Annotated in this window: 18 protein-coding genes; 7 read left to right on the forward strand and 11 right to left on the reverse strand. The window is 66.0% G+C overall.

Annotated elements, in window-relative coordinates; all coding sequences use genetic code 11:
- Positions 1-44 precede the first annotated feature (44 nt).
- Positions 45-2,207, reverse strand: coding sequence for a primosomal protein N' (locus CFE28_00490; protein OYU68609.1), 2,163 nt, complete (start codon positions 2,205-2,207; stop codon positions 45-47).
- Positions 2,208-2,359: 152 nt separating this feature from the next.
- On the opposite strand from CFE28_00490, the gene fsa reads away from it, so the two are divergent.
- From fsa to CFE28_00505, 3 genes are read left to right on the forward strand one after another with little or no spacing between them, the layout of a single operon-like run.
- Positions 2,360-3,013 (forward strand): fructose-6-phosphate aldolase, encoded by a 654-nt coding sequence (gene fsa, locus CFE28_00495; GenBank protein OYU68610.1) that lies wholly within the window; start codon positions 2,360-2,362, stop codon positions 3,011-3,013.
- Positions 3,014-3,062: 49 nt separating this feature from the next.
- Complete coding sequence (locus CFE28_00500; protein ID OYU68611.1) at positions 3,063-3,749, forward strand: hypothetical protein; 687 nt, start codon at positions 3,063-3,065, stop codon at positions 3,747-3,749.
- A complete protein-coding gene (locus CFE28_00505) occupies positions 3,731-4,660 on the forward strand; it encodes a recombinase XerC (protein OYU68612.1) in 930 nt (309 codons plus the stop codon). The genes CFE28_00500 and CFE28_00505 overlap by 19 nt, the downstream gene beginning before the upstream one ends.
- 14 nt (positions 4,661-4,674) lie before the next feature.
- Here CFE28_00505 and lpdA read toward each other — a convergent pair whose 3' ends face one another.
- The 6 genes from lpdA to CFE28_00535 form a co-directional block, all read right to left on the reverse strand.
- Positions 4,675-6,072 (reverse strand): dihydrolipoyl dehydrogenase, encoded by a 1,398-nt coding sequence (gene lpdA, locus CFE28_00510; protein OYU68613.1) that lies wholly within the window; start codon positions 6,070-6,072, stop codon positions 4,675-4,677.
- A gap of 48 nt (positions 6,073-6,120) precedes the next feature.
- On the reverse strand, positions 6,121-7,338 hold the full coding sequence (locus CFE28_00515) for a dihydrolipoyllysine-residue succinyltransferase (protein ID OYU68614.1): 1,218 nt from the start codon (positions 7,336-7,338) through the stop codon (positions 6,121-6,123).
- 38 nt (positions 7,339-7,376) lie between these two features.
- A complete protein-coding gene (locus tag CFE28_00520) occupies positions 7,377-10,355 on the reverse strand; it encodes a 2-oxoglutarate dehydrogenase E1 component (protein OYU68615.1) in 2,979 nt (992 codons plus the stop codon).
- 71 nt (positions 10,356-10,426) lie between these two features.
- The gene (locus CFE28_00525) at positions 10,427-11,305 is read right to left on the reverse strand and encodes a succinate--CoA ligase subunit alpha (protein ID OYU68616.1); all 879 of its coding nucleotides are present in this window, start codon (positions 11,303-11,305) and stop codon (positions 10,427-10,429) included.
- The gene (locus CFE28_00530) at positions 11,305-12,504 is read right to left on the reverse strand and encodes a succinate--CoA ligase subunit beta (GenBank protein ID OYU68617.1); all 1,200 of its coding nucleotides are present in this window, start codon (positions 12,502-12,504) and stop codon (positions 11,305-11,307) included. The genes CFE28_00525 and CFE28_00530 overlap by 1 nt, the downstream gene beginning before the upstream one ends.
- Positions 12,505-12,700: 196 nt before the next feature.
- Positions 12,701-13,249 carry a hypothetical protein gene (locus CFE28_00535; GenBank protein ID OYU68618.1) on the reverse strand — a complete coding sequence of 183 codons (549 nt, stop codon included), beginning with the start codon at positions 13,247-13,249 and terminating at the stop codon, positions 12,701-12,703.
- 144 nt (positions 13,250-13,393) lie between these two features.
- Between CFE28_00535 and CFE28_00540 the strand changes: the two genes are divergently transcribed.
- Positions 13,394-14,149: a hypothetical protein gene (locus CFE28_00540; GenBank protein ID OYU68619.1), complete on the forward strand. Its 756-nt coding sequence runs from the start codon at positions 13,394-13,396 to the stop codon at positions 14,147-14,149.
- 49 nt (positions 14,150-14,198) lie between these two features.
- Here the strand turns inward: CFE28_00540 and CFE28_00545 are convergent, their stop codons facing one another.
- Positions 14,199-15,182: a malate dehydrogenase gene (locus CFE28_00545; GenBank protein OYU68620.1), complete on the reverse strand. Its 984-nt coding sequence runs from the start codon at positions 15,180-15,182 to the stop codon at positions 14,199-14,201.
- Between the two features lie 122 nt (positions 15,183-15,304).
- On the opposite strand from CFE28_00545, the gene CFE28_00550 reads away from it, so the two are divergent.
- A complete protein-coding gene (locus CFE28_00550; protein OYU68621.1) occupies positions 15,305-15,724 on the forward strand; it encodes a diadenosine tetraphosphate hydrolase in 420 nt (139 codons plus the stop codon).
- Here CFE28_00550 and CFE28_00555 read toward each other — a convergent pair.
- A complete protein-coding gene (locus CFE28_00555) occupies positions 15,721-16,536 on the reverse strand; it encodes a hypothetical protein (protein ID OYU68622.1) in 816 nt (271 codons plus the stop codon). The genes CFE28_00550 and CFE28_00555 overlap by 4 nt on opposite strands.
- Positions 16,533-17,348, reverse strand: coding sequence for a CoA ester lyase (locus CFE28_00560; protein ID OYU71477.1), 816 nt, complete (start codon positions 17,346-17,348; stop codon positions 16,533-16,535). Before CFE28_00560 ends, CFE28_00555 begins: the two co-directional genes overlap by 4 nt.
- A gap of 88 nt (positions 17,349-17,436) precedes the next feature.
- Between CFE28_00560 and CFE28_00565 the strand changes: the two genes are divergently transcribed.
- Positions 17,437-17,820 (forward strand): hypothetical protein, encoded by a 384-nt coding sequence (locus tag CFE28_00565; GenBank protein ID OYU68623.1) that lies wholly within the window; start codon positions 17,437-17,439, stop codon positions 17,818-17,820.
- Here the strand turns inward: CFE28_00565 and CFE28_00570 are convergent.
- Complete coding sequence (locus tag CFE28_00570; GenBank protein OYU68624.1) at positions 17,817-18,995, reverse strand: citrate synthase; 1,179 nt, start codon at positions 18,993-18,995, stop codon at positions 17,817-17,819. The two genes, CFE28_00565 and CFE28_00570, sit on opposite strands and share 4 nt — an antisense overlap.
- A gap of 75 nt (positions 18,996-19,070) precedes the next feature.
- Between CFE28_00570 and CFE28_00575 the strand changes: the two genes are divergently transcribed.
- Positions 19,071-20,156 (forward strand): citrate synthase/methylcitrate synthase, encoded by a 1,086-nt coding sequence (locus CFE28_00575; GenBank protein OYU71478.1) that lies wholly within the window; start codon positions 19,071-19,073, stop codon positions 20,154-20,156.
- Position 20,157: the final 1 nt, after the last annotated feature.

Here is a 20,157-nt window from a genome sequence, read left to right on the forward strand (position 1 = left end):
GCATTTCCCGGTCCGACAACCGGGTCCCACCTATCGGGAAAGCCCTAGAGGAAGCTGTAGGGGTCCACGTCTATGGCCAGCCGGATCGCTCCGGGTGGCCGGACGCGGGCGCGCCAGGCCGCCAGATAGGCCGACAGGTCGACGGTCCGGTCGGCCCGCACCAGGAACCGCTTGCGGCGCCGGCCCCGGACAAGGCCCAGAGGCGCGTCCGCCGGGCCATAGACCTGGACACCCTCGGCATTGGGCGCCGCCTGGGCCAGTGCCTGGACAAAGGCTTCCAGGGCGACAGGGTCCGGGCCCGATACGATCAGGGCCGCCAGTCGCCCGAAGGGCGGCAGACCCGCCATGTCCCGCTCATGCAATTCGGCTGTGGTGAAGGCGTCGCGATCCTGGGCCTGCAGGGCCTGCATGACCGCATGCTCCGGCGCATAGGTCTGCAGCAGGGCGCGACCCGGGCGATCCTTGCGGCCTGCGCGACCCGTGGCCTGGGCCAGGAGTTGATAGGTGCGTTCGGCGGCCCGAAGGTCGCCACCCCTGAGGCCAAGGTCCGCGTCCACAACGCCCACCAGGGTCAGGTTCGGAAAATTGTGGCCCTTGGCGGCGGCCTGGGTGGCGACCAGGATGTCGATCTGCCCCTCCTCCATGGCCGCAATCAGGTTTCTCGCCTCCCGGGCGTCCCACATGGTGTCGGAGGAAAAGACGGCAATACGGGCTTCGGGAAACAGGGTCCGCGCCTCCTCCTCCACCCGCTCAACCCCGGGCCCGATGGAGACAAGACTGTCCACGGCGCCGCAGTGGGGACAGGCCGCAGGCTTGGGCATGGAGAAGCCGGTCAGATGACAGACCAGCCGACCGGAATAGCGGTGCTCCACCAGCCAGGAGTCGGTGTCGGGCGCCGTCATCCGCTCGCCGCAGGCCTTGCACAGGACCAGGGGCGCATAACCCCGACGGTTGAGGAAGAGCAGGGACTGCTCCCCCGCCGCATAGGTCGCCGCAAGGGCCTCCACCAGGGGCGGCGACAGCCAGCAGCCGGAAGGGGGCGGTGTTTGCCGCATGTCGATCAGCTGGAGGTCCGGCAGGCGGGCGACCCCGTGCCGGGCCGTCAGCCTCAGCCAGCGATAGCGGCCGGTTTCGGCATTGCGCAGGGTCTCGAGGGAGGGCGTCGCCGAGGCCAGGACCACACTGGCGCCCTCGATCTTGGCGCGGGCCACGGCCAGGTCCCGGGCCTGATAGATGAAGCCGTCCTCCTGCTTGTACGAGGTGTCGTGCTCCTCATCGACAATCACCAGGGCCAGCTTGCGGAAGGGCAGGAAGAGGGCTGACCGGGCGCCGACGACAATGCGGCAGAGTCCGGTGGCCACGCCATCCCAGACCTTGCGCCTCTGGGGCGGGGCCACATCAGAGTGCCATTCGCCGGGCGCCGCCGCGAACCTGGCTTCGAACCGGGCGATCACTGCCTGGGTCAGGGCGATTTCAGGCAGCAGGACCAGAACCTGGGCCTCGGGATCAGCCGACAGGGCGGCGTGGACGGCTTCCAGATAGACCTCGGTCTTGCCTGACCCGGTAATGCCGTCCAGCAGGGCGACGTTGAAGCCGCCGGTCGCCATCATGGCCTTGAGTTCGTCCGCAGCGGCCGCCTGGCTGGGATTGAGCTCGGCGCCGGCCCGCTCAAGATCCGGTTCCGGAAAGCGGGGGTCGGCCTCGATCAGCCGGACAGCCAGGACGCCCTCATCAATCAGCCCCTTGACCACCCCTGAGGACACGCCCGCGGCGCGGGCCAGGTCGGCGGCGCTTGGAAAGGCCTCGACGGCGGCTTCCAGCACCCGGGCCCGGGCGGCGGTAAGCTTGGCCGGGGGCTGGCCGGTGATCTCTATGACCTTGTCCGGCTTGGCCTTGGGAGCCCGGGCGCCGCGCAGGGCCATGGCCAGGGGCTGGCCGGGATCAGAGACGGCGTACCTGGCCGCCCACTGGACGAACTCGATGGCGTTCGGGGGGAGCGGCGGGGCGTCGATCCGCGCCTCGACAGGCTTCAGGGGGCGATTGCCGCCGCCGGCGTCCCGCAGGGCGGTGACGACCCCGTGCACAAGACGTGATCCCAGGGGCGCGGCCACCTGGTCGCCCACATGCAGGTCCATGCCCTCGGGCTCGGAATAGTCGAAGGCTTCCGGCAGGGGCATGGGCAGGAGGATGGAGGCGATGCGGCTCATCTTGGCGGCACTATAGGATCATCCGGAGGGCTTCGGGTCCCTGATCTGTGGGCAATGCACAGGTTTGCCGGGGAATATGGTTGATTCCGCACCTTCTCCCCGGCCGCTAAGGGGTCTAAAAGCCACGACCTCGCACATTTCGGACCAGGACCATGCAGCTCTTCCTCGACACCACCGACCTCGACCTGCTGGCCGACCTGCAGACCACGGGCCTGGTGGACGGCGTCACCACCAACCCCTCCCTGATCGCCAAGTCGGGCAAGCCGATCCTGGATGTGATCGCAAAGATCTGCGACCTGGTGGAGGGCCCGGTCAGCGCCGAGGTCACCGCGACGGATGTCGCCGGCATGCTGGCAGAAGGCGCCAAGCTGGCGGGGATTGCGCCCAATGTGGTGGTCAAGGTGCCCCTCACCCGCAACGGCCTGGTGGCCGTTCAGGAATTCGCCGTCCAGGGCATCCAGACCAATGTGACCCTGTGCTTCTCGGTGACCCAGGCCCTGCTGGCCGCCAAGGCTGGCGCCACCTACATCTCGCCCTTCGTGGGACGGCTGGATGATCAGGGCGCCGACGGCGTTGACCTGATTTCCGAGATTCGCGCCATCTACGACAATTACGACTTCGATACTGAAATCCTCGCCGCTTCCATCCGCAATACGGCCCATGTGCGCGCCGTGGCCCTTGCCGGATCAGACTGCGCCACCCTGCCCCCGAACGTTTTTCTGGATCTCTTCAAGCACCCGTTAACCGAAAAGGGTCTTTCTGATTTCCTGAACGACTGGGCCAGAACGGGCCAGTCAATCCTCTAGGTCCCGTCCGGGCCTGAAGGACAGGCCTGTAGAAACGGGGACGGGGTGTATGGACGCGATTGGGGCGACCGCCGGGGCGTGTGGATTCGAGCCGGAGGAGGTTCGATCCTTCCTCTTCCAGAATCCGGACTTCCTGCAACATGACTCGGAACTGCTGGGCGAGCTTGGCCTGCGACGGGTCAATTCCGACAATGTGATCGAGTTCGGGCCCGCCGCCCTGGCCCGGGTCCATGAAGCCCATCGGCGGGAAAGCCATGCCCGCCAGACCCTGGAAGCGACGGCCCAGGCCAATTTCGCAGCCCAGGCCCAGACCCACGGCGCTGTCGTCGATGTGCTCGACGCCCGCAATCACGCAGATCTGGCCCGCCGGGTGGATGAACTGGCCCAGGTGCGGTTTGGCCTGACCGCCGGAGTCGTCGCCCTGGAAGGACCCAACAGAACCCCGGCCGGCTGGCTCACCCTGCCCGAGGGCGGCGTGGACGAGGTGATCGGCCACCAGCGGGTGGCGCGTATGGGCTTCCAGCCCACAGCCATCGGCCTGTTCGGCGAGCGGGCGCCCCAGGTGGCGTCCATGGCCATGGTCCGCCTGGCCATATGGGAGCCGGCCCGGGTCGGCGTTCTGGCCTTTGGCTCTGATGATCCGGAAGGCTTTACCCCGGACATGGGGTCGGAACTGGTCGCCTTCCTGGCGAGGGTGGTGGAACGGACCGCCGAGCGCTGGCCGGTGATGCCGTGACCGCCCACGAGGCGCTGGCCCAGTGGCTTGAGCACCTCGACAAGGAACGCCGTTCTTCGCCGCGCACCCTGGAGGCCTATGGCTTTGCGTGTCGCCGGTATCTGACCTTTCTGCAGAAGCACCGGGGCGGCCCCCAGGCCCTAGCCGATCTGGCCACGGTGACGGCAAGCGAGATGCGCGCCTGGCTGGCCGAGCTCCGGCAGGGGGATCACCCCTTGTCGCCGCGGTCCATGTCCCAGGCCCTGTCGGCGGTGCGGACCTTCCACAAGTTCCTCGATCGCCGGCTGGCGACCCCCAACCCCCATGTGGCTCTGGTTCGGGGCCCAAGGGTGCGGCCTTCGGCGCCACGACCTGTCACCGAGGACCAGGCCCTGGGCCTGCTGGCCGAGCCGGGTCTTGATCCCGACCGCGAGGACTGGGAGTCAGCCCGGGACGAGGCGGTGATGACCCTGCTCTATGGCTGCGGCCTGCGGATCTCTGAAGCCCTGTCGCTCAAGGTTTCCGACACGCCCCTGTCAGACCGGCTGCGGGTGGTGGGCAAGGGCTCCAAGACCCGGATCGTGCCCGTCCTGCCCCAGGTGGCGCAGGCTGTGGCTGAGTATGTCCGGCAAATGCCCTTCACCCTGGCGCCGGATGATCTGGTGTTCCGCGCCAAACGCGGCGGGCCCTTGAGCCCACGGCACATGCAGGCGACGGTGCAGGGGCTGCGGGGACGATTGGGCCTGCCTGACAGCGCAACGCCCCACGCCTTGCGCCACTCCTTCGCCACCCACCTGCTGGGGGCGGGGGCGGACCTGAGATCAATCCAGGAACTGCTGGGTCACGCGTCCCTGAGCACCACCCAGAAATACACCGATGTGGACGCCGCCGCCCTGCTGGGCGCCTATGCCAGGGCCCATCCGCACGCCTGATCCCTGAGTGGGTATCAGGACTGCATGGTCCAGCCCTCGACGCCCATGGCGGCCTGACGACCGGCTTCCGAACGGGTGGGATGGGGGTGGCAGGTGCGGGCAATGTCCTCGCTGGCGGCCTTGAAGGCCATGGCGACGCAGTATTCGCCGATCAGCTCGCCGGCCTGGGGGCCGATGATGTGGACGCCCAGGATCTCGTCGGTCTTGGCGTCGGCCAGGACCTTGGCGAAACCGTCGGTCTCGTGATTGATCTTGGCGCGGCTGTTGGCGGTGAAGGGGAACTTGCCCACCTTGTAGGCGACCCCGGCGGCCTTGAGCTGCTCTTCGGTCTGGCCGACCCAGGCCACTTCCGGCGCCGTGTAGACGACGCTGGGGACCAGATTGTAGTCCACATGGCCGACCTTGCCGGCGATGAACTCGATGCAGGCCACGGCGTCTTCCTCGGCCTTGTGGGCCAGCATGGGGCCATGGATCACGTCGCCAATGGCCCAGACGCCCGGAGCGCTGGTCCTGAAGTGGTCGGTGTCGATGACCCCGCGCTTGTCGGGAACAATGCCGACGCTCTCAAGGCCCAGGCCCTCGGTGAAGGCCCGGCGGCCGATGGCCAGCAGGACATAGTCAGCGCTCACGGTCTCGGCGGCGCCGCCGGCCACAGGCTCGACCGTGACCTCAACGCCCGTCGCAGACGCCTTGGCGCCCGTAACCTTGGAGCCCAGCTTGAAGGTCATGCCCTGCTTGGTCAGGCCCCGCTGGAAGGTCTTGGCGGTGTCGGTGTCCATGCCGGGCGTAATGCGGTCGAGGAATTCCACCACGGTCACCTGGGCGCCCAGTCGACGCCAGACCGAACCCAGTTCCAGGCCGATGATCCCGGCGCCGATCACCACCAGATGTTTCGGCACTTCCGGCAGGGAGAGGGCGCCTGTGGAATCAACAATCCGCTTCTGGTCGACCGTGACGCCGGGCAGGCCGGAGGGCTCAGAGCCCGTGGCGATGACCGTGTTCTTGGCTTCGAGGACGGTGACGGCGCCGTCTTCGCCGGTGACCTCGACCTTGCCCGGGCCGGCCAGCTTTCCGTAGCCCTTGATCCAGTCGATCTTGTTCTTCTTCATCAGGAACTCGATCCCCTTGGTCAGGGCCAGGACCGATTCCGCCTTCTGACCCATCATCTGGGGAAGGTTGAGCTTGGGGGAGACCTCAATGCCCAGATGGGCGAAGTCCTTGCCCGCCGCCTCGAACATTTCCGAAGCATGGAGCAGGGCCTTGGAGGGCATGCAGCCGACATTGAGGCAGGTGCCGCCCAGGGTCGGGTTCTTCTCGACCAGGGCGGTCTTCAGGCCAAGCTGCCCCGCGCGGATCGCAGCATTGTACCCGCCGGGACCGCCCCCGATGATGACGACGTCGTATTGGGCCATTTAAGTCCTAGCCTTCCCGGCTGAATGTGGAGTGCGGAGTGAGGCCGATCAGATGTCCAGCAGCAGGCGCTGCGGATCCTCGATGGCTTCCTTGACCTTGACCAGGAAGGTCACGGCGCCCTGACCATCGACGATACGGTGGTCGTAGCTGAGCGCCAGATACATCATCGGACGGATGACCACCTGACCGCCGACTGCCATGGGCCGGTCCTGGATCTTGTGCATGCCCAGAATGCCCGACTGGGGGGCGTTCAGGATCGGCGTGGACATCAGCGAGCCGTAGACCCCGCCATTGGAGATGGTGAAGGTGCCGCCCTGCAGGTCGTCCATGGCCAGGGCGCCATCCCGGGCCTTCTTGCCCAGATCGCCAATACCCTTCTCGACCCCGGCCAGGGTCAGGGCGTCGGCGTTACGCAGGACAGGAACCACCAGACCGCGCTCGGTGCCGACGGCGACCCCGATGTCATAGTGGTTCTTGTAGATAAGGTCCTGGCCGTCGATCTCGGCATTGACCTCGGGCACGTGCTTGAGGGCGTGGATACAGGCGCGGACGAAGAAGCTCATGAAGCCCAGCTTCACGCCGTGGGTCTTTTCGAACACGTCCTTGTAGGAATTGCGCAGGGCCATGACCGCAGACATGTCGACCTCATTGAAGGTCGTCAGCATGGCGGCGTTGTTCTGGGCTTCCTTCAGGCGGCGCGCGATGGTCTGGCGCAGACGGGTCATGCGGACCCGCTCTTCCCGGGCATGGGTTTCGCGGGGCGCGGCCGGGGCGGCCGGAGCGGCGGGCGCCGCAGCGCGGGCTTCCAGGGCGGCCAGGGCGTCGCCCTTGGTCACGCGACCATCCTTGCCGGTGCCGGCGATAGCGCCGCCATCAAGCTTGTTCTCGGCCACAATCCGCTGGGCGGAAGGTGCAAGTGGAGCCGAAGCCTTGGGCGCCGGGGGCGGTGCGGCGACAGGCGCCGGGGCTTCCACCTTGGGTTCGGGGGCCTTGGCCTCAGCGGGCTTGGGTGCAGGCTTGGCGGCGGCGGCGCCCTCGGTCAGGTGACCCAGAACCGCGCCGGGCTCGACCGTGGCGCCCTCTTCGGCAGAGATGGAGTCCAGCACGCCGTCAGCCGGGGCTGCGACCTCAAGGCTGACCTTGTCGGTCTCGAGTTCCACAAGGATCTCATCCTTGCGCACGGCGTCCCCAGGCTTCTTCGTCCAGCGCGCCACCGTCGCTTCGGAGACAGACTCGCCGAGCGCGGGGGTCATGATGTCGGCCATGGGTGGTGCTTTCTGTCTCTTCGGTGGGGGAGGCTGGTTTAGGCGAAGGCGTCGTTGAGGAAGGCCTGGAGTTCCTTCTGGTGCCGGCTCATCTGGCCGGCCGCCGTGGAAGCCGAGGCCGGACGACCCACATAGCGGGCGCGCTTGGCCTTGACCTTCAGGCGGTCCAGGGTGAGCTCGAGCCAGGGATCGACAAAGGTCCAGCCGCCCATGTTCTTCGGCTCTTCCTGACACCAGATCAGTTCGGCGTTCGGGAAGCGCGAGAGCTCGGTCGACAGGGATTTCACCGGCCAGGGATAGAACTGCTCAAGGCGCATCAGATAGACGTCATTGATGCCCCGCTCCTCGCGGGACTCCAGCAGGTCGTAATAGACCTTGCCCGAGCACAGGACGACCCGGCGGATCTTGTCGGGGGCGACCAGCTCGATCTTGGTGTTCTGGGCGCGCTCGGCGTCATCGTGAAGGACGCGGTGGAAGGAAGAACCCTCCGCCATCTCCACCAGCTTGGAGGTCGCCTTCTTGTGCCGCAGCAGCGACTTCGGCGTCATGACCACCAGGGGCTTGCGGAATTCCCGGCGCATCTGACGACGCAGGACGTGGAAATAGTTGGCCGGCGTGGTGCAGTTGACCACCTGCAGATTGTCTTCGGCGCATAGCTGCAGGAAGCGCTCGAGACGGGCTGACGAATGCTCCGGTCCCTGGCCCTCATAGCCATGGGGCAGGAGCAGGACCAGGCCGCTCATCCGCAGCCACTTGCGTTCGCCCGACGAGATGAACTGGTCGATGACCACCTGGGCGCCATTGGCGAAGTCGCCGAACTGGCCTTCCCAGAGGGTCAGGGTCTTGGGATCGGCCAGGGAGAAGCCGTACTCAAAGCCCAGAACCGCCTCTTCCGACAGGGGCGAGTCGATGACTTCGAAATGGGCCTGACCGGGCCGGATGTTGGAGAGCATGGTGTAGTGCTCTTCCGTCGACTGATCGATCAGGTCGCAATGGCGCTGGGTGAAGGTGCCGCGCACACTGTCCTGCCCGGCCAGGCGGACAGGGAAGCCCTCGTCCAGCAGGGTCGCAAAGGCCAGGTGCTCACCCGTGGCCCAGTCCAGGCCCTCGCCGCTGTCTATGGCGGCGCGGCGGGCTTCGATCACCCTGCGGACATTCTTGTGAACGTCCAGGTGGGTCGGGATTTCCGTGATCTTCTGGCCGAGGTCGATCAGCCTTTCCAGGGGCGAGGAGGTGTCGCCCCGGCGATCATCGCCCTCGGGAAGCGCCAGGCCCGCCCACTTGCCGTCCAGCCAGTCGGCCTTGTCAGCCTTGTAGGCCTTGCCCGCTTCGAACTCGGCGTCGAGGAACTGGTCGAACTCCAGGATCCAGGCGTCAACCTCGTCCTGGGTCACCACGCCTTCGCCCACCAGCTTCTTGCTGTAGATCTCGCGGGTGGTCGGGTGGTCCTTGATCTTCTTGTACATCAAGGGCGAGGTCATGGTCGGATCGTCGCCTTCGTTGTGACCGAAGCGGCGATAGCAGAACATGTCGATGACCACGTCCTTGCCGAATTGCTGGCGGAACTCGGTCGCCACCTTGGCCACATAGACCGTGGCTTCGGGGTCATCGCCGTTCACGTGGAAGATCGGCGCCTCGACCATCAGGGCCACATCCGACGGATAGGGCGAGGACCGGGAATATTTCGGCGCGGTGGTGAAGCCGATCTGGTTGTTGACGATGAAGTGGATCGTCCCGCCGGTGCGGTAGCCCTTGGTGCCGGAAATGGCGAAGCACTCGGCGACCACGCCCTGGCCGGCGAAGGCGGCGTCGCCATGCATCAGCAGGGGCAGCACGTGGTGGCGGCCGGACTCGGCGGTTTCCCGCAGGGCGAAGGCCTGCTTGGCCCGGGCCTTGCCCAGGACCACCGGGTTGACGATTTCCAGGTGGGACGGGTTGGCGGTCAGGGACAGGTGGACGGAATTGTCGTCAAAGCTGCGGTCCGAGCTGGCGCCCATGTGATACTTCACGTCGCCCGAGCCTTCGACGTCGGAAGGCAGGGAGGTGCCGCCCTGGAACTCGTGGAAAATCACGTGATAGGGCTTGGCCATCACCGCGGCCAGGACGTTCAGGCGGCCGCGGTGCGGCATGCCGATGATGATGTCACGGACGCCCAGGGCGCCGCCGCGCTTGATGATCTGCTCCAGGGCCGGGACAGCGGCTTCACCGCCGTCGAGACCGAACCGCTTGGTGCCGGGGAAGCGCTTGGCCAGGAACTTCTCGAATCCCTCGGCTTCGATCAGCTTCTTCAGGATGGCGATCTTGCCCTGTTTGGTGAAGGTGATTTCCTTGTCGCGACCTTCGATCCTCTGCTGCATCCAGGCCTTCTGCTGGGGATCGGAGATGTGCATGTACTGCACGCCGATGTCAGAGCAGTAGGTGCGGCGCAGGATGGCCAGGATCTCGCGGACCGTGCCGGTTTCCATCCCCAGGATGTGATCCAGGAAGATCGGGCGGTCATAATCGTTTTCGGTAAAGCCGTAGGACGACGGATCCAGCTCGGAGGCGTCTCCTTCGGGAAAGGCTATGCCCAGGGGATCCAGTTTGGCCCGCAGGTGGCCGCGCATGCGATAGGCGCGGATCATCATGACAGCGCGCAGGGAATCCAGGGTGGCGGCGCGAAGGGCTTCGGTTGTCGGCGCCGCTGTGGTCGCCGCAGCGGGTGCGAGCGCCGCGCGCTCGGCGATCTTGGCGCCCAGCTTGGCCTCGACGGCCGGCCACATGCCGTCCATGGCCGACAGCCAGTCCGGTCGAGGCGCCGGCGCTGAACGGGCCGTCCATGAAGGACGCTGCGCCGCCGCCTTGGCCTCTTCCAGGCGATCAGGGAGGGACAGGAAAAAGGCCCGCCACGACGGCTCTACCGAATTCGGATCAGCCGCCCATCTGGCGTAGAGGTCTTCGACGAAACCTGCGTTGCCCCCGTACAGAAACGAGGTCTCGGTCATGATGTCGTTGATGATGCCTGCGTCGTCCGCCATGTCGTCCGCTTCCAGAGGGGGGCCGCGGAGCAAGTATGCTGAGCGCGGACCGCCCTACGGTTATGTTGACCTCAACGGCCCTTGAGGACGTCGAGGAGGGTTTCACCAAGCTTCGCCGGCGAGGGAGAGACGCGGATGCCCGCCGCCTCCATCGCTGCGATCTTGTCCTCGGCGCCGCCTTTGCCGCCCGAGATGATCGCCCCTGCGTGACCCATGCGCCGACCGGGCGGTGCAGTACGTCCAGCAATGAACCCGACCATAGGCTTCTTAGTTGCTGAATTCTTTATGAACTCTGCAGCATCTTCTTCAGCCGAACCGCCGATTTCACCGATCATGATGATCGATTCCGTCTCCGGGTCCTTCAGGAACATGTCCAGCATGTCGATGAACTCGGTGCCCTTGACCGGGTCCCCGCCAATGCCGACGGCCGTGGTCTGACCCAGGCCCACCTGGGTGGTCTGGAAGACCGCCTCATAGGTAAGGGTGCCAGAGCGCGAAACCACCCCGACCGAGCCTTTTCTGAAGATATTCCCGGGCATGATGCCGATTTTGCAGGCTTCCGGCGTCAGGACGCCCGGGCAGTTGGGGCCGATCAACCGGGACTTCGAGCCCGACAGGGCGCGCTTGACCTTGATCATGTCGGCGACAGGAATGCCTTCGGTGATGCAGATGATCAGCGGAATCTCTGCATCGATCGCTTCGAGGATCGAATCCGCGGCGAAGGGCGGCGGCACATAGATGACGCTGGCGTCTGCGCCAGTTTGCCGCACAGCTTCATCCACGGTGTTGAACACCGGCAGGCCCACATGGGTGGTCCCGCCCTTGCCGGGCGTCACGCCGCCGACCATCTTGGTGCCGTAGGCGATGGCCTGCTCGGAGTGGAAGGTGCCCTGGGCGCCGGTAATGCCCTGGCAGATGACGCGGGTTTCTTTGCCAATCAGGATGGACATTAGGCGAGCCCCCGCACGGCTTTCACAATCTTCTCTGCGCCATCGCTGAGGTCGTTGGCCGCAATGACATTGAGGCCGCTCTCATTGATGATCTTCTTGCCAAGCTCAGCATTGGTGCCTTCCAGGCGCACCACCAGGGGAACGCTCAGGCCCACCTGCTTGACGGCGTTGACCACGCCATTGGCCAGGATGTCGCAACGGGCGATGCCGCCGAAGATGTTGACCAGAATGCCCTTCACATTGGGATCGGCCATGATGATCTTGAAGGCCGCCGTCACCTTGGCTTCGTCCGCGCCGCCGCCGACGTCCAGGAAGTTGGCCGGCTCGGCGCCGTACAGCTTGATGATGTCCATGGTCGCCATGGCCAGGCCCGCGCCGTTGACCATGCAGCCGATTTCGCCGTCGAGGGCGATATAGGACAGGTCGAACTTGGAGGCTTCGATTTCCTTGGGGTCTTCCTCGCTCTCATCGCGGAGGACGACGACTTCCGGGTGCCGGTAGAGGGCGTTGGAGTCGAAGGACACCTTGGCGTCCAGGACCCGCAGCTGGTCATCCGCCGTCACGATCAGCGGGTTGATTTCCAGCATGGCCATGTCCTTGGCCACAAACGCCGTATAGAGCTGGCCCAGCAGCTTGGCGGCCTGCTTGGAAAGATCGCCGGTCAGGCCGAGCGCCTTGGACAGGGTCCGGCCGTGGAAGGGCCACACGCCCGTCGCCGGGTCGATGCTGAAGGTGATGATCTTTTCCGGCGTGTCGTGGGCGACGGTTTCAATGTCCATGCCGCCTTCGGTCGAAGCGACCACCGAGACCCAGCTGGTTTCACGGTCGACCAGGAGGGACAGGTAGAATTCCTTGGCGATGGCCGCGCCCTCTTCGATGTAGAGGCGGTTGACCTGCTTGCCCTTGGGACCGGTCTGATGGGTCACCAGAACCCGACCGAGCATTTCGGCCGCATTGGTCGCCACATCGTCAACGGACTTGACCACCCGGACGCCGCCCTTTGCGTCTTCGCCCAGGCCTTCAAACCGACCCTTGCCGCGGCCGCCCGCGTGGATCTGCGATTTGACGACGTAGACGGGTCCGCCCAGTTGTTCGGCCGCCTTGCGCGCCTCTTCAACGGTGAATGCGGGATAGCCGCGAGGGACGGCGACGCCGAACTCGGAGAGGACGGCCTTGGCTTGATGTTCGTGTATGTTCATGAGGTCGCAGAACGCGTCGGTCTGAGGGCCCGCCCAATCGGCGAGTGGGACGGCTTATAGGGCGCCCCGCGTCAAAGTGGCAACCGCTGTCAGGGGGTGTTTTTCACGGATTGCGCGAAGAATTCGCCTGATTATTGCGGGCGATCCTGACCAGGCGCCCCTTGCTGATGCACCACCCCCGGGCAGATGGCGACGCCTAGCCGAAGAAGAGCTGCCAGACGGTCCGCCCAGGGATCATGGCGATGAAGCCGTTGATGACGAAGCCACCATAGAACAGGCCCATCATGGTCCGGCGATGCCGCTCCACGTTCCGGCGCTTGGCGGCGAAGACCGCCAGGGGAAGCATGAGGAGGGTCCAGCCGGTGAAGAGGTGCAGCAGGGACCAGTGGCCGTGGTTCAGCTGGGTGATGAAGATCGAGGATCCGGCCACCAGCGACACCAGGCTGACCCAGGTCCAGCCGGCGACCCGATGGAATGTCCTGCCCTTGCGGACCCACATGAGGGCGGCGCCCAGAATGACCGCGCCGACGGCGGCCAGCAGATGCATCTTGATGGCCAGGGGCAGCCGCTGAAAGACGCCAATGTCAGGGGCATGCAGGTGGGCGCGACCGGCCAGCATGATGATCCCATCTGCAAAGGGCGCCAGCGACAGGCCGACAATCAAACAGGTAGCGACTCCTGTAATCGCAAGCCGCTGGGCGGTCATGCGACGGGCGGGCGCTGACATTTGCGAAATCTGCGACATCCGTTATCTCCAAACCTGGTGTCCGCGAGGTGCGGACCTGATGGATGAAGGTTTGGAGGCGGCCTTGGGCTTGGGCAAACGCCGTTGCGTCGGATGACGGACCCCGTTCGCAAGTCGCAGGGGGGCGCCGTTGGCGCTTCGTCAATGAACCAGCTGGATGGCCCGGCTGTGCGGCGGACCCTGATCGGAGCTGTCCTGATCGGCCTGTTCCTGGCGGTGGTCGGCGCCTTCGGAACCATCAATGTCCCGTTCTTCTACAGGGCCGGCGTGATGATCCTCATCGCCCTGATCGGCGCGGGAACCGGCATGGTCGCCTATGCCCTTGCCGGAAGGATTGCGGGCCTCGTCGACCGTCCTCTTTTGAGAGGGGTTTTCGGCGGACTTATCCAGTCTGTTCCCATGACCCTGATCATCATGGCCCTGGGCTGGATCTTTGAAGGGCCCCGCCCCTTTCTGCAGGCCTTCGTTCAGGATTTCCCGGTGGTGCTTGTGGTCTGCCTGACCATGAGCGTGCTTGCCCCGGCCCTCAATCGTCAAGCAAGCGCAGCGAAGGAGGCCGCCGCCCTCCTGCAGACAATACCAACCCCCCCGCGGTTTCTGGAGCGCCTGCCCCTCAAGCTCCGGGGCGCCGAGGTCTGGGCCGTTGAGGCCGAGGACCATTATCTGAGGGTGCACACTTCGAAGGGTCAGGACCTGATCCTGCTGCGACTGAGCGACGCCATCGAGGAACTGGCCGGCCTTGAGGGTGAGCAGGTCCACCGGTCCTGGTGGGTGGCGCGGGACGGGGTCACCGATGTGGAGCGAGGGGATGGCCGCGCTGTCCTGACCCTGAAGAGCGGCGTCAGGGCGCCGGTCAGCCGGACCTATGCCCGGGTCATACGGGAGAAGGGCTGGTTCTGAGAAACCCGACAGCTCCCCGACGGTTTCATCGGGGAGCCGCAGATCCGCCCTAGAGCATGTCCTTGATGGTTTCGCGTTCGCCGACCAGTTCGTCATTGGTCAGGGCGATCTTGCTCTTGGCGAAGTCGTCCATCTCGAAGCTGGTCAGGACGTCATAGCCCGTAGCCGTGGTCTTCACCGGCATGCCGGCCCAGACGCCTGGGGCAAAGCCGTAGCGACCCTGGCTCTCGACGGCCACAGAGTGAATGGCGCCCACGGTGGTCAGGTCGCGGACGTGGTCCACGAGGGCGTTGGCGGCCGAGGCGGCCGAGCTGAGGCCACGGGCCTCGATGATCGCCGCGCCGCGCTTTCCGACGGTGGGCAGGAAGTCGTTCTTCAGCCAGGCTTCGTCACCGATGACCTCGGCGGCGGACTTGCCGCCGATCGTGGCGTGGGTGAAGTCGGCGAACATGGTCGGCGAGTGGTTGCCATAGATGAAGAGGTTGCTGACCTCATTGATCGAAACGCCGGCCTTCTTGGCCAGCTGGGCCCGGCCGCGATTTTCGTCCAGACGCACCATGGCGGTGAAGCGGTCGGCGGTCAGGCGCTTGGCCTGGGCCGCAGCGATCATGACATTGGTGTTGCAGGGATTGCCGACCACGGCGACCCGGGCGTCATCAGCCGCCACGGCGTCGATGGACTTGCCCTGGGCGATGAAGATCTTGCCATTGTCCTTCAGGAGGTCAGCGCGTTCCATGCCGGGACCGCGGGGCTTGGAGCCCACCAGCAGGCACCAGTTGGCGTCCTTGAAGGCGACATCGGCTTCTCCGGTCAGGACCATGTCCTGCAGCAGGGGGAAGGCGCAGTCTTCCAGTTCCATGGCGACGCCCTTGAGGGCCTTCTGGGGGCCTTCGACCGGGATTTCCAGGAGCTGGAGGATAACCGGCTGGTCCTTGCCGAACATCTCGCCGGAGGCGATGCGGAACAGCAATGCGTAGCCGATGTTTCCCGCCGCGCCGGTGACCGCCACGCGGATGGGTTTCTTGGTGGCCATGGCCGAAGCTCCCGTCTGTTTGGAACATTGAATGCGTATGCGGCGTCCCTAGCCCAAAATGCCGCCGGGCCGCAATGCCGCCGACGCTTTGTTTGATTGCCGGACCTGTGGTCAAAAGGGACATGTTCACTGTCGACCCCGCCTTCGAGACCGGTTCCGTCCCCCTGGGGGATTTGCGCCTGTGCCATGTCCGCCTTCAGGTGGATGCCAGATGGCCCTGGCTGATCCTGATTCCCCGGCAGTCCGGCCTGCGGGAAGTCGAGGACCTTTCGCCGGCCGACCAGTCTGATCTCATGGCCGAGATCGTCGCCTGCGGTCCGGCTGTGCGCGCTCTGGGCCTGGCCAGGGGATTTGAGGTCGAGAAGCTGAATGTGGGCGCCCTGGGTAATGTGACGCCACAGCTTCATGTGCATGTGGTCGGCCGATGCGCCGGCGATTCTGCATGGCCAGGACCAGTCTGGGGGGTCGGGGTCGCCGAGCCCCTGTCCCAGGACCAGCTCGCCGACGCCCTGAGCGCCGCGCGGACCGCCCTGAAGCTCTAGTTCCGCGTCAGGGTCGCCGAGCGCCGATCACCGCGATCGGTAACTTCCCCCGACCATTGTCCCGGTGTCGTGGACTCAAGGGCGGCCTCAACGGCTTCAGGACTGTTGCGACGGGGTTTGAAACGCAGGGTCAGCCGACCACCGACGGACTGGATTTCATCGATGAAGCCGCTGGCGTCCACCGCCCCCGCGCGACGGGGGTCGCGCCAGGCGCCCTCAAGGGTTCCCTGCCCCTTGTCGACCAGCTGGAGATAATAGGCGTCAATACCATTGAGCCTCAGCACCCAGCGGCCATCCAGGGGCCCCTGCATGCCCTGGGCGGCGTTGTAGGTCGCCCGGAGGCGGCTCTCATAGTTCAGGTCTGAGGGCGTTGGCGGCGCATCCGGCGTCCGGCCCTGTTCATCCACATGAATGGGGGATTCCGGTCTCCGGTCAGGCCTGGGGTCCACCTGCGGTTCGGGCTTGGGCGCAGGCCTGGGCTCAGGCTTCAACACGGGTGCAACGGGCGTTGGCGTTGGCGTGGAAGGCGCAGTTTCTGATGGCGCGTCAACAGGCCTTGTTTCAGGCGCAGAGGGCCTTTCCGCCGCAGGCGCCGTCTCGCTCGCCGGCGGCTGGAGCTGCGTATCGGTCCCGGCTGGCGGCGTTTCCGGGGTCTGCGGCGATACGGGCGCGGGGGCGGGATCCGCCGTCGGTAGGGCGACCACAGGCTTTGGCGGTCCGTTCAGCAGGTCGCCGATCGGATCAACCTCCTGGGCCGGGGCTGTCCCGGCTGAAAGGATCAGGGCAAGCAGAACCAGGGGGGGTGTCTTCATCGCGCTGCGATCGCCTCGGCGACGGCGATCAGGCGCAGGCCTTCTTCAAGATGCAGACGCTCAACCATGCGACCCTCAAGCTTCAGGACCCCCTTAGCGGCGTTTTCAGGCAAATCGAAGGCGGCCACGATCTGGCGGGCCCAGGCGACCTCGGCAGGGTCCGGGGCGAAGATCCGGTTGGCGGCTTCAATCTGTCCAGGATGGATCAGGGTCTTTCCGTCAAAACCGAAGTCCAGGCCCTGGCGGCACTGGCGTTCCAGGCCGTCACTGTCGGCAATGTCATTGAAGACGCCGTCCACCACCGCCAGACCATGGGCCCGGGCCGCGATGACGGTCTGGCTGAGAGCGGACTGGAGGGGGGTTCTTTCAATCCCGGGCCGACAGTGCATTTCCTTGGCCAGATCGTTTGAGCCGACCACCAGAACTTCCAGGGGCGCGCCCGAGCCGGCGATGGCGTCAAGGTTGAGCAGACCCCGGCAGGTCTCCACCATGGCCCAGAGACGGGTGGCGGGCGCAAGGCGCGCTGCATAGGACGCGAGGTCCGACGGGCTGGAAATCTTCGGAACCAGTATCGCCTCCGGCGCCGCAACGGATATGGCTGCCAGGTCGTCTGACCCCCAAGGGGTATCCAGGCCGTTGATGCGGACCACGACCTCCCGGGATCCGAACCCGCCAGCTCCAAGGGCGGCGAGAGCGTTCTGCCGGGCCTCTTCCTTTGCATCCGGCGCAACGGCGTCTTCCAGATCAAGAATGACCACGTCGCAGGCCAGACTGCGGGCCTTGTCGATGGCCCGTACATTCGAGGCGGGCATGTAGAGAAGACTGCGGCGGGGGCGGGCAGGGATCACGCGAATCTCCCTTCGGTATGGGCAAGGCCCGCTTTTAGACTAGAGTCGGTTCATGACCACCCGATACGACGCTGACGCCCGCAATGTTCTGGGCGGGGAATTACTCCCCTGCTCCTTTGATCCGGTGACCGGATTCTTCCGCAATGGCTGTTGCGAGACCGGCCCCCATGACACCGGTCTGCACACGGTTTGCGCCGTGATGACCGCCGAGTTCCTGGCCTTTTCGAAGCAGGTCGGCAATGACCTCTCCACGCCGGTTCCTGAGTACGGATTCGCCGGGCTGAAGCCAGGCGACAAATGGTGCCTTTGCGCACCCCGCTGGAAGGAAGCCCTGGACGCCGGGGCCGCTCCCCAGCTGGTCCTGGAAGCCACCCATGAGGAAACCCTGGCCATTGTCCCGCTGGGAATCCTCAAGGACCATGCCTTCGAAGGCTAGGCTTCGGGGGGTGCGATCGGGTCGCCCGTATAGCGGGCCCTGGGACGAATGGCGCCGCCGCTCTGGCCCTGCTCGATGGCGTGGGCGATCCACCCCGCGCAACGGGCCGTGGCGAAGAGGGCGAAGGGCGCATCCCGGGGCAGGTTCAGGTGATCGGACAGGGCCACCAGGGCGAAATCGATATTCGGTCTGAGGCCCGAAAAGGCCTCGACATCCGCCGCCAGTCTGGCCAGGGGCGCGGGAACCTCAAAACGGTCGAGAACCGCCGCCGCCCTGGGATCGCCAGCGGGATAGAGCTGATGACCAAAGCCCGGCAGGGCGCGGTCTTCCGCCAGACGGGCGGAAATGACGGCCCTTTCGCCCAGCTTTCCGGCGTCTTCCGCCAGGAACCTTATGGCATCGGGCGCCCCGCCGTGACGGGGACCCGCAAGGGTAGCCAGACCCGAAAGGGCGCAGGCCGAAAGGGAGGCGCCGGTGGATGCCGCAACCCTTGCTGAGAAGGCCGAGGGATTCAGTTCATGATCGGCCAGCAGGACAAGCACACGGCGGATGAGGTCCGCCCCCGGCCCTCCCGGGCCCAGCCCCCAGGCCAGAGCCAGACGGTTGTGAATGGCCCCACCGCTCACCTGACCCGTAATGGCGTCGGTCATGACATCCAGCAGGGTGGCGGCCTCGACCGCAAGTGCAAGGGGATGACGGCCGAGGGCCGGTGGGTCCAGACCGGCCTTTGCAGCCAGGGCGGCGAAGGCTCTCGCCCGCATGTCCACCCCATCAGGCGCCGGCGGACGATCGGTCCGCTTCAGGGCCGCCCCATGGCCGCCCCGCAGCAACCGGGCCACGGATTCCAGGGTTTCGGTTTCGGCCAGATGGAGGGCGTCGCGCCCCCTGTAATAGAGTCGACCATCTGACACTGTTGTGATGGCCGAGGCCAGAACCGGCTCGCCCCAGGCCATGGCGCCGGCGGCGACATCCGACAGCTTGCGGCTGCGGGACTTCCGGTCTGCCAGGGCGGCGATATCGGCGGCGCGATAGAGGCTGCGGCGGGGATCCCTGGCGTCGGCCCGGGTCTGGACCCGCCCGCGACTGACATAGGCATAGAGGGTCTGTGGCCGGACCCCCAGCCGCGCCCGGGCATCTTCCGCGTTGATCCAGTCCTGTCTCGGTTCCGACGGCATATATTGATTATATTGATCAAGATTGACTGATCAAGTTGCTTGCTGGTTTCCTTCGTCCAGCAAGGAGACCAGACCATGACCAACGGGCTTGAAGACGTTGTCGCCGCCGACACCATCCTTTCGGAGGTGGACGGCCAGAACGGCCGGCTGATCATCCGCGGCTTCGAACTGGATCAGCTGGCTGGCCAAAGGCGTTTCGAGGAGGTCGCAGGCCTGCTGTGGAGCGGCTTTTTCGAGGACCTTCCGCAGGATCTCGCCCCGCTGATCGGGGCCGCCCGCGCCAGGGTCTTCGCCGAGGTTTCCGCCCTGGACACCGGATTGCTGGACAGGACTCCGGTCGAGGCTGTGCGCGCCCTGATGGCTCGGCTGGCCGATGGTGATGATCTGGAGGTCGCCCTCAACCTGACGGCCGCCCCCGCGGTCTTCACCGCCGCGGTCGTGCGCGCCCAGGCCGGACAGGCGCCCGTGGCGCCAGACCCCAGGCTGGGTCACGCCGCTGACGCCTTGCGGATGCTCCGGAACAGCCCGGCGACGCTGGCCGAAATCGCCGCCCTGGACACCTATCTGACCACGGTCTGCGACCATGGCCTCAATGCGTCGACCTTTGCGGCCAGGGTTGTGGCGTCCACCCAGGCGGGGCTGACCTCATCTGTGCTGGCGGGGCTGAGCGCCCTCAAGGGGCCCCTTCACGGGGGCGCGCCCGGTCCGATCATCGACATGCTGGATGGCATTTCCCGGCATGGCGACGCCAAGGCCTGGATCCTGGAAGCCCTTGAGAGGGGCGACCGGCTGATGGGGTTCGGACACCGGGTCTATCGGGTGCGCGATCCGAGGGCCGACGCCCTCAAGGCCGCCGTGCGCCGCCTGACAGCCGAGCCCAATGGCCGGCCTGGCCGTCTGGCCTTTGCAGAGACAGTGGAGCAGGCGGTTCTGGAAATCCTGAAGGCCCACAAGCCAGGCCGGTCCCTGCAGACCAATGTGGAGTTCTACACCGCCCTGCTGCTGGAGAGCCTGGCCTTTCCGCCTTCGACCTTTACCTGCGTCTTCGCCATGGGGCGGGTGGCCGGATGGGTCGCCCATGCCCGGGAGCAGGCGACCGGCGGACGTCTGATCCGTCCGGCCTCCCGCTATGTGGGCGTCTGGCCCAGGGCCGCAGCCTGAG

The organism is Alphaproteobacteria bacterium PA2, assembly GCA_002256425.1.
In the GTDB taxonomy this organism is placed as follows: Bacteria; Pseudomonadota; Alphaproteobacteria; order Caulobacterales; family Caulobacteraceae; genus Phenylobacterium.

Excerpts from the sequence above, each read along its gene's own strand:
- CFE28_00490 (OYU68609.1), bottom strand. The coding sequence starts at position 2,207 with ATGAGCCGCATCGCCTCCATCCTCCTGCCCATGCCCCTGCCGGAAGCC.
- fsa (OYU68610.1), top strand. The coding sequence starts at position 2,360 with ATGCAGCTCTTCCTCGACACCACCGACCTCGACCTGCTGGCCGACCTG.
- CFE28_00500 (OYU68611.1), top strand. The coding sequence starts at position 3,063 with ATGGACGCGATTGGGGCGACCGCCGGGGCGTGTGGATTCGAGCCGGAG.
- lpdA (OYU68613.1), bottom strand. The coding sequence starts at position 6,072 with ATGGCCCAATACGACGTCGTCATCATCGGGGGCGGTCCCGGCGGGTAC.
- CFE28_00515 (OYU68614.1), bottom strand. The coding sequence starts at position 7,338 with ATGGCCGACATCATGACCCCCGCGCTCGGCGAGTCTGTCTCCGAAGCG.
- CFE28_00520 (OYU68615.1), bottom strand. The coding sequence starts at position 10,355 with ATGGCGGACGACGCAGGCATCATCAACGACATCATGACCGAGACCTCG.
- CFE28_00525 (OYU68616.1), bottom strand. The coding sequence starts at position 11,305 with ATGTCCATCCTGATTGGCAAAGAAACCCGCGTCATCTGCCAGGGCATT.
- CFE28_00530 (OYU68617.1), bottom strand. The coding sequence starts at position 12,504 with ATGAACATACACGAACATCAAGCCAAGGCCGTCCTCTCCGAGTTCGGC.
- CFE28_00535 (OYU68618.1), bottom strand. The coding sequence starts at position 13,249 with ATGTCGCAGATTTCGCAAATGTCAGCGCCCGCCCGTCGCATGACCGCC.
- CFE28_00540 (OYU68619.1), top strand. The coding sequence starts at position 13,394 with ATGAACCAGCTGGATGGCCCGGCTGTGCGGCGGACCCTGATCGGAGCT.
- CFE28_00545 (OYU68620.1), bottom strand. The coding sequence starts at position 15,182 with ATGGCCACCAAGAAACCCATCCGCGTGGCGGTCACCGGCGCGGCGGGA.
- CFE28_00550 (OYU68621.1), top strand. The coding sequence starts at position 15,305 with ATGTTCACTGTCGACCCCGCCTTCGAGACCGGTTCCGTCCCCCTGGGG.
- CFE28_00555 (OYU68622.1), bottom strand. The coding sequence starts at position 16,536 with ATGAAGACACCCCCCCTGGTTCTGCTTGCCCTGATCCTTTCAGCCGGG.
- CFE28_00560 (OYU71477.1), bottom strand. The coding sequence starts at position 17,348 with ATGCCCGCCTCGAATGTACGGGCCATCGACAAGGCCCGCAGTCTGGCC.
- CFE28_00565 (OYU68623.1), top strand. The coding sequence starts at position 17,437 with ATGACCACCCGATACGACGCTGACGCCCGCAATGTTCTGGGCGGGGAA.
- CFE28_00570 (OYU68624.1), bottom strand. The coding sequence starts at position 18,995 with ATGCCGTCGGAACCGAGACAGGACTGGATCAACGCGGAAGATGCCCGG.
- CFE28_00575 (OYU71478.1), top strand. The coding sequence starts at position 19,071 with ATGACCAACGGGCTTGAAGACGTTGTCGCCGCCGACACCATCCTTTCG.